Source organism: Candidatus Binataceae bacterium (assembly GCA_036495685.1).
In the GTDB taxonomy this organism is placed as follows: Bacteria; Desulfobacterota; Binatia; order Binatales; family Binataceae; genus JAFAHS01.
The window spans coordinates 21,618-29,382 of sequence record DASXMJ010000002.1 but is presented as its reverse complement, the minus strand read 5'-3'; the positions used below and the strand labels follow the sequence as shown (position 1 = coordinate 29,382).

Sequence of the window (7,765 nt, the reverse complement as noted above, 5' to 3'; positions counted from 1 at the left end):
ATGAACATGCAACTGGGCGCAATGCTCACCTTGACGTGGTTACTGGCCTTCGGCGTGTGGGGAGGAATAAGACCGAACGCGATGACACGGGCGGAGCGGCGAGCAACCTGACGGGTTTTCGCCCTCGGCGAGTCGGGCCCGAGACTTCCTGGAAAACCTCGGAGACCACAGGGATCAAGGCTTGCTCCGATGGCCAACGGGCGAAACCTAGCTCCTAAGTACCCTGCGTATGGCAACCGTCGGAGGAGAGGCGCTGGCGCATACAATGAAAGTAACCGCCCGGCCTTGAATTTGACGTCATAGGTCCCCGGTACTGAACACGATAACGACTTCCGCGCCACCACGCAGCGAGCCTAGCCGTTCAACCGCCGAGCCAACTCGCGCGCCACGCGACCTATTGATAGAAGTGAATTCCAGAGAAAGCCGGCGGAAGTCACCGGCCGGATCATTGGGATCTGGAAGCAAGCAGGGAGTCCATCATGATGAAGCTTTGCTACGCCCCGGGCAGTTGCGCGACCGTGTCACACCTTGCGCTTGAGGAAGCGGGCGCCCAGTACGAACTGAGACGCATCGACCTGGGCAAGGGCGAGCAGCGCACGGAGGCCTATCTGAAAATCAATCCCAACGGGCGGGTTCCCGCGTTGATCCTCGACGACGGGCGGGTCCTCATCGAAAATATTGGCATCGTGACTTATCTCGCGGGGATCTATCCAACTGCCCAACTGATTCCGTCCGATCCGTTCGGCACGGCCCGCTGTTATTCCATAATGTCTTTGTTCGCGAGCAGCGTGCACGTCGCGTGGGCGCACAACGCGCGCCCCGAGCGGTACACGACTGATGCATCGGCCGCCCCGAACCTGCGCGAAGTCGGACGCAAAAGCTTCTTCAACTACCTGCAGCTTATCGACGGATGGCTCGAGGGTCGCCCGTGGCTCTTGGACCAATACTCAGTTTGCGATCCCTACGCGCTGGTATTCTATGGCTGGGGCCTACGCGGCGAGCTGCCGGTAGGTGAGCTCAAGAGTTACACCGCGCACAAGGACCGAATGCTTCAGCGATCCGCAGTGCGCAAGGTGCTTGAACGCGAAGAGAGCTCGCTCGTCAAGTCCTGAGCACAGCGAAAACCGATCTCGTTGCGAATGCGGGGGGATCGCTGATCCAACAGCCGCTATGTGATCATGGGTTTCACCGGCACGAGGCCACCTGCGTAAAACTGCCTAGTCTCGTGGAGGTCTGGGCGGCGAAGGCGGCTGCTGACCCGGCGGGCCGTAAGGCGCTGGACCATAGGCGTTTCCTGAACCCGGACCAGGCCCCCATGCGCGCCAGGAGTATTCGCCCGGCCCACCCCATGGAGGTGGAGGCGGCGGTCCGAAACCGGGCCTCATTTGCATACCCCAACCCTGCGGTGGCGGAATGACCACAAACCTGCGGCGATGATGATGGCCCGCGACTAGAATCGCTATCCCTATGAATACAAGGGCGGCTATCAACCCGCCGCGCCATAGTCTGCGCTCCATGAGGTCCATCTCGTTGTCAGATTCTCTTTGTCTTTCACCAGCTGCTTGTTCATCAGGCATTCGCACTAACCTCCAGCTGACTTGCACGCAATCCTTGTTCTCTATCGACGAAAACTAGACTCATTGGTTACGCCAACTAGAGGCCGATCGATAACCGTCCGATTTGGTCTGAATCGGCCGGTGAGAGACCTGCTTGTTTTGCACCACCAATGTCCTACAGATTGCAAGACGTGCGACGTTCCGGAACCTTACTCTTGTTGTGTCATGCGACGAATGGGGACGTAGGCGACGAGTTTACAACTCGACCATGACAGTTCCGAAGTGCAACTCTGGCTGAAGGGTCTGAGCCTATAGGCCTGATGGTCTAGTGCGGCGGCAGGTCCTGTGGGTGAACACCAGAGTCTTCACTTGCTCCGACCGGCATAGGTAGGTTGCCCGCACACGCTCCAGCTCATGATCGGGTTTTGCTAATCGAAAGGAGGTTCTCGAGTGTCCTCGGTGTGGGCCATGAGTTGATTGCGCTGGATGAGCCGCACGCAGGTGTTCCAGCGGAGGCGGGCGTCATCGTTGCCCGACGGACGAAGGTCGTCGGCTTTCTCGTAGAAGGCGAGCGCCTCGAGGAACAAGTCGTAGGCGTGAAAGCGCGCTCCTGGTATGTGTTGCGCAAGCCGCGCCTTGGCGAGTCGTTCACGGATAATGCCCGCGTAGTAAGCGTGTTCGTATGGATCGCGAATGCGGCCCAGCACTTCCTGGGCCTGAGCGGAACCGACCGCGTAAGTGGCGCCGAATCGATCGGTCAGCGCTAGTAACAATGTGGTTAGCGCAAGCTGGTTGTCCGGCTCGGCGGTGAGCACGTCAAGACAAATACTCTCGGCCTCGGCCGGTTCATTGAGCAGCCGGTAGCGCATCGCCTTCTCAAGGGCGGCCGGGATCGCGTCTTTGTGGATGGGCTTTAGATCAAACATCGCATACTCCCCAAACCAATTCTGCGCCCGGTGGACCGTCTGCACCTGGCCATCTCTTATTTGTCCGAACGGAACGCGCGGAGCAGAAAGCCTAACGGATCGAAAAACTCGTCCACGACCCGCTCCTTGAGCGGGATGATCGCGTTGTCCGTTATGGTGATGCTCTCGGGACAAACGCGCGTGCAGCACTTGGTGATATTGCAGTAGCCGATACCATTCGCCCGACGCAGGTCCTCGGTTCGATCTTCGACGTCGAGCGGATGCATCTCAAGCGCCGCGGTGTGAACCAGAAACCGCGGGCCGATAAACTCGTTGTGCAGCCGATGGTCGCGCAACACGTGGCAGACGTCTTGGCACAGGAAGCACTCGATGCACTTGCGGAACTCCTGCACTCGGTCGATGTCTGCTTGTGCCATTCGCCAAGTCCCGTCCTCCGCGTCTGGTGGGCGGGGCCGGAACTTCTTGATCTTTTTCTTTACCTCGTAGTTCCAGGAAACATCGGTGGTGAGATCTTTAATTGGTGGGAACGCCTTCATGGGCTCGATGGTCACGGGTCGATCGAGCGGCAGCTGATTTAGCCGGGTCATACACATCAGCTTGGGCATCCCGTTGACCTCGGCAGAACAGGACCCGCATTTCCCGGCCTTGCAGTTCCACCGCACCGCAAGATCGTTGGCGTGTTCGGCCTGGATCTTGAGGACCGCGTCGAGCACTACCATGCCTTCCGAGATCTCGGTGGTGTAGTCGACAGCCCGGCCACCCGCGCTGTCGCCGCGCCAGATTCTGAAAGTGGCAACACCCATCACTTCATCTCTTCAATGATCTGTTTTAGTTCTGCTGGCATCTCTGGGATAGGCTCGCGCCGCACCTCCATTTGCCCGTTGCTCCCCTTGCGGACCACCACGTTCAGTTTGCTGTAGGTGTCGTCCTTGTCCGGATAGTCTTCGCGGAAGTGCGCGCCTCGGCTTTCCTTGCGTTCCAGACCGGACCGAGCGATTGCCTCTGATGCCGTCAGCAGGTTGCCGAGGTCGAGCGCTGTGTGCCACCCAGGATTGTACTCCCGGTTGCTAGGAACACCGACGCGTCGGGACCGTTCCCACAGCTCGCCAATCTTGTCCAGCGCGGTGCGCATCTCACCCTCGTTGCGCACGATCCCGACGAGAGTTTGCATGACCTCTTGCAAGTCATATTGGACCTGGAACGGTCCTTCCGGCTTCGCTCCGGGTGCAGCGGCGCGATCGAAAGGCATCAGCGCTTCGCGGGACGCCTGCTCGACTTGTAGTTGATCGACCTTCCCACGGCCATGCTCTTTGGCATACTTGGCCGCAAATTCGCCGGCCCTCTTGCCGAACACCAGCAGATCGGAAAGCGAGTTGCCGCCCAGACGGTTGGCCCCGTTGATGCCGGCCGCGCATTCGCCTGCGGCGAACAGGCCCTCGACGCTTGACATCTGCGTATCGGAATCGACCCGCACACCGCCCATAATGTAGTGGGTTGTCGGTCCCACCTCCATGGGTTCTTTCGTAATGTCGATGTCTGCCAGCTGTTTGAACTGATGGTACATGCTCGGCAGTTTGCGCTGAATGTGCTCGGCAGCGTTGGGAATCTTTTGCTTTATCCAGGAGATATCCAGAAAGACTCCGCCGTGGGGGCTCCCACGTCCCTCCTTGATCTCGCGAACGATGCAGCGTGCCGTGTGATCGCGGGTCAGCAATTCCGGCGGGCGGCGCGCGCTCTTGTCGCCCTGTGTGTAGCGCCAGCCCTCCTCCTCGTTGTCGCAGGTCTGGGCGCGGTAATTCTCGGGAATATCGTCGAACATGAAACGCCGTCCGGCTTTATTGAGGAGGATCCCGCCTTCGCCGCGCACGCCCTCGGTGACCAGGATGCCCTGAACGCTCAGCGGCCAGACCATTCCGGTCGGATGGAACTGCACGAACTCCATGTCCATCAGCTCCGCCCCCGCATTATAGGCGAGCGAGTGTCCGTCGCCGGTGTATTCCCAGCTGTTACTGGTGATCTTGAAGGCGCGGCCGACTCCGCCGGTCGCCAGCACGACCGCGCCGGCCGAGAATAGCTTGAAGCGCCCGCGATCGCGCTCATAGCCGAGTGCGCCTACCACCCGGGTGCCGTCCGTGAGCAGCGTGACGATCGCGCACTCCATGTGCACATCCATCCCCTGATGAATCCCATGGTCCTGGAGTGTGCGAATCATCTCCAGCCCGGTGCGATCGCCCACATGAGCCAGCCGCGGATAGCGATGCCCTCCGAAGTTGCGCTGCAAGATGCGACCGTCTTCGGTGCGGTCAAAGACCGCACCCCAGGCCTCCAGTTCGCGCACTCTGGCCGGAGCTTCTTTCGCGTGCAGCTCGGCCATACGCCAGTTATTGAGGTATTGCCCGCCGCGCATGGTGTCGGCGAAGTGCACCTTCCAACTGTCACGGTCGTCAACGTTTGCGAGCGCGGCCGCGATGCCACCTTCGGCCATCACCGTGTGCGCCTTCCCAAGTAACGACTTGCAGACTACGCCGACCGATACGCCGGCCGCTGACGCCTCGATTGCTGCGCGTAACCCGGCTCCACCCGCGCCGATCACCAGCACGTCATGCTCAAAAGTCTCGTATTCCGCCATCAAAAGATTCTCCAGTCGGTCACTATTCCCATCGAGCAGAGGCGGACGTAGAGGTCGGCGAAGGCTACGAAAAAGAGGCTCGGCCACGCCCAGCCCATGTGGCGCCGATTAAAGCAGCTAACGCAGCTGTAGACCTGCTTTCGAACCGGCGCCTCGGACATTCGGTCGAGATATCCGCCAACCAGGTGCCGCAGCGAATGGCAACCAAACGTGTAGCCCGCGATTAGAACCACATTAATCGCGAGGACCAGGGTTCCGACGCCGATCCCAAAGACCTGCTTCCCGGTAGCCGGATCGGCAAACCACATCGCGTCCCAAACATCGTGCGCGAGGATCAGGATGAAGGCCAGCGCCAGGTACAGGAAATAGCGATGGATATTCTGAATGATCAGCGGGAAGGAGCCCTCACCCCGATAGTGCTTGCGAGGCTCGCCGACCGTGCACGAAGGGGGATCGGCCCAGAAGGCTTTGTAGTAGGCCCCACGGTAGTAGTAGCAAGTCATCCGGAACCCGGCGGGCGCCCAAATGATAAGGAATGCCGGCGACCATCGAAGCCATTCCGGCCACCATCCGGGTTGGGCCGCGGAGAACCACCGATGCGAATAGGTACCGAACAACACCGGCGAATAAAACGGCGAAAGGTAGTTGCCGGAGTAGTAATGATCTCCCTGAATGCCGGCCCACGTCGCGTAGACGAGGAACGCGCTCAGGGCAATGAAGACCAGTAGCGGTTGTGCCCACCAAACATCCTGACGCGCGGTCTGGGGGAACCCCGCCGGTCGAATAGAAGTGGCCGATTGGCTCATGCAAGCGACTCCCTTCGCTCAGCACCTTGTGTGCTCTTAGGGGAAGGGTTTTTCAAACAGGAACCGGGCCTCCTTCGCTCAGATCCTCGCGTTGCTGACGAACGGTCAGCCAACGAGCAACCCCTCCCCCGAATTGCTGGAGGGCTTATAGCAAAAATCCACGCAAAGGGAGTATCGATTCGCGACGACGAGCGAGGCCCCATTTGCCCCTGTCTGCGCTCCCGCCAACCGATCACCGCTCAGCAAGCCACGCCAGGCAAGGAAGCGCCATTTGAAGAAATAGTCGGGGCCGCGGCCTCCACCGGAGCGCGAACGGTCCTCCCGCGACCCACCACGAAGGGGCCGTCTGGACACGGAACCTAATGATGCCGAGAGTTGGTGAGAGCTCGGCAGGCTGACCTGCCTTGATACACACCAAAATCGGGTGCACGAGAGCATCAGCAAGCGCCAAACCGTTCCCCGCGCAAAGGCTCGGCGTGGAAGCGGCCCGCCCTACCCCTAGGCCGGCGCCGAGCCGAGGGCGTCAACCTGCGCGACCGGCGTGGGCTCGCGTCCCGCAGCCAGCGGCACTGAGCCAGGCGCGCGCTCAAAAGGATCGGTCAGTCCGAGTTCCCTGCCGATCTGTCTCACCGCCGGCATAATCTCTCTCGAAATTAGCTCAAGACACTTGATGCGATCTTTCTGCGCGAGGGGGCCGTCGAGCCAGAACGAGAAGATGCCGGGGCGCAGAACTTCCAATACCTTGCGCAAGCGCGGGATCACGTAATCAGGAGTTCCCGCGATCATCTGTAGATCTTTCTTGCTCTGTTCGTATTGCGCGTAGACGCCACGCCGGATTTCTTCGAGTTCCTCGTCGGTCTCGTTACCACCGCCCGCATGGATCGGCTTGCCCTGGAAATTGGCGGCGGCTTGTAGGCGCGCCATTCTCCGCGTCGCTTCCTTTGAGTTGTATCCCGGCGGGAACATCCATTCCGGGCGCGCGAAATGCGCGAACGCACCGCCGTAGAGGAACCGCTTCCCGAGCTCCTCGGCACGGGCCTGATTTTCGCCGACGAAGATCGGCTGGAGATACCCGAAGTTCTCGGGACCCGCCTGGTAGCCTTCCCGTGCGGCGGTTTGCGTGTAGAGATTCCAGAGTTCGACGGTGGGCTCGAGCCGAGTCGCGAGCGCAACGTAGGGAAATCGCTTCCTGGCGCACCATGTGACCGTGTCCGGGCTGACCAGACCCGGAATCCATATAGGCGGATGCGGTTTCTGCAAAGGCAATACCCACGGGTTCACGAAGCGAAAGTGGAAGTGCTTTCCCTCGAAGCGAAACGGCCCCGGGGTAGTCCACGCCTTCAGGATGAAATCGACGCCTTCCTCGAAATACTCGCGGTTGTAAGCAGGGTTCGAATTGTTGGCGAGCTGCTCACTGCCCGCGCCGCGAACCCAGCCCGGCACCAGGCGCCCGCCGGAGATCAGATCGATCATTGACAGTTCCTCGGCCAGTCGAAGCGCATTGGCGACGGTCGGAACCGGATTGCCGAGCAGCACAATTTTCGCGCGCTTGGTCGTTTTGGCCAGGATCGCCGCCTCGACATCCATGACCGAGCCGAGGCAAAACGGGGTGCCATGATGCTCATTGAGCATCAACCCGTCGAAGCCAAGCTCCTCGGAATAAATTTTTTCGTCCAGGTATTCGTTAAGGAGCGCCGATCCGTGGCGCGCGTCGAAGTTTTCATTCGGCAGGCCGAAGAAACTGCGATGGCGCAGGATCTGGGTTTCCAGCGTCCGGCTTCTTTGCGGCTCAGTCTCGGGGTCGTAGTGATATTGCCTCTCAGTAAACCACATCAGATGCATGATGGC

6 protein-coding genes are annotated in these 7,765 nt (G+C 60.2%); 1 reads left to right on the top strand and 5 read right to left on the bottom strand.

What is annotated here, in order from left to right; translation table 11 throughout:
* The first annotated feature begins 482 nt into the window (after nucleotides 1-482).
* Nucleotides 483-1,112: a glutathione S-transferase family protein gene (locus VGI36_00250; GenBank protein ID HEY2483542.1), complete on the top strand. Its 630-nt coding sequence runs from the start codon at nucleotides 483-485 to the stop codon at nucleotides 1,110-1,112.
* An 872-nt stretch (nucleotides 1,113-1,984) separates the two neighbouring features.
* Here the strand turns inward: VGI36_00250 and VGI36_00245 are convergent.
* The 5 genes from VGI36_00245 to VGI36_00225 form a co-directional block, all read right to left on the bottom strand.
* Nucleotides 1,985-2,482 carry a hypothetical protein gene (locus VGI36_00245; protein HEY2483541.1) on the bottom strand — a complete coding sequence of 166 codons (498 nt, stop codon included), beginning with the start codon at nucleotides 2,480-2,482 and terminating at the stop codon, nucleotides 1,985-1,987.
* Between the two features lie 56 nt (nucleotides 2,483-2,538).
* Nucleotides 2,539-3,285, bottom strand: a complete 747-nt coding sequence (locus VGI36_00240) for a succinate dehydrogenase/fumarate reductase iron-sulfur subunit (protein HEY2483540.1) — start codon at nucleotides 3,283-3,285, stop codon at nucleotides 2,539-2,541.
* Nucleotides 3,285-5,111: a fumarate reductase/succinate dehydrogenase flavoprotein subunit gene (locus VGI36_00235; protein ID HEY2483539.1), complete on the bottom strand. Its 1,827-nt coding sequence runs from the start codon at nucleotides 5,109-5,111 to the stop codon at nucleotides 3,285-3,287. Before VGI36_00235 ends, VGI36_00240 begins: the two co-directional genes overlap by 1 nt.
* Complete coding sequence (locus tag VGI36_00230; protein HEY2483538.1) at nucleotides 5,111-5,917, bottom strand: hypothetical protein; 807 nt, start codon at nucleotides 5,915-5,917, stop codon at nucleotides 5,111-5,113. Before VGI36_00230 ends, VGI36_00235 begins: the two co-directional genes overlap by 1 nt.
* Nucleotides 5,918-6,415: 498 nt before the next feature.
* Complete coding sequence (locus VGI36_00225; GenBank protein HEY2483537.1) at nucleotides 6,416-7,759, bottom strand: LLM class flavin-dependent oxidoreductase; 1,344 nt, start codon at nucleotides 7,757-7,759, stop codon at nucleotides 6,416-6,418.
* Nucleotides 7,760-7,765 lie beyond the last annotated feature (6 nt).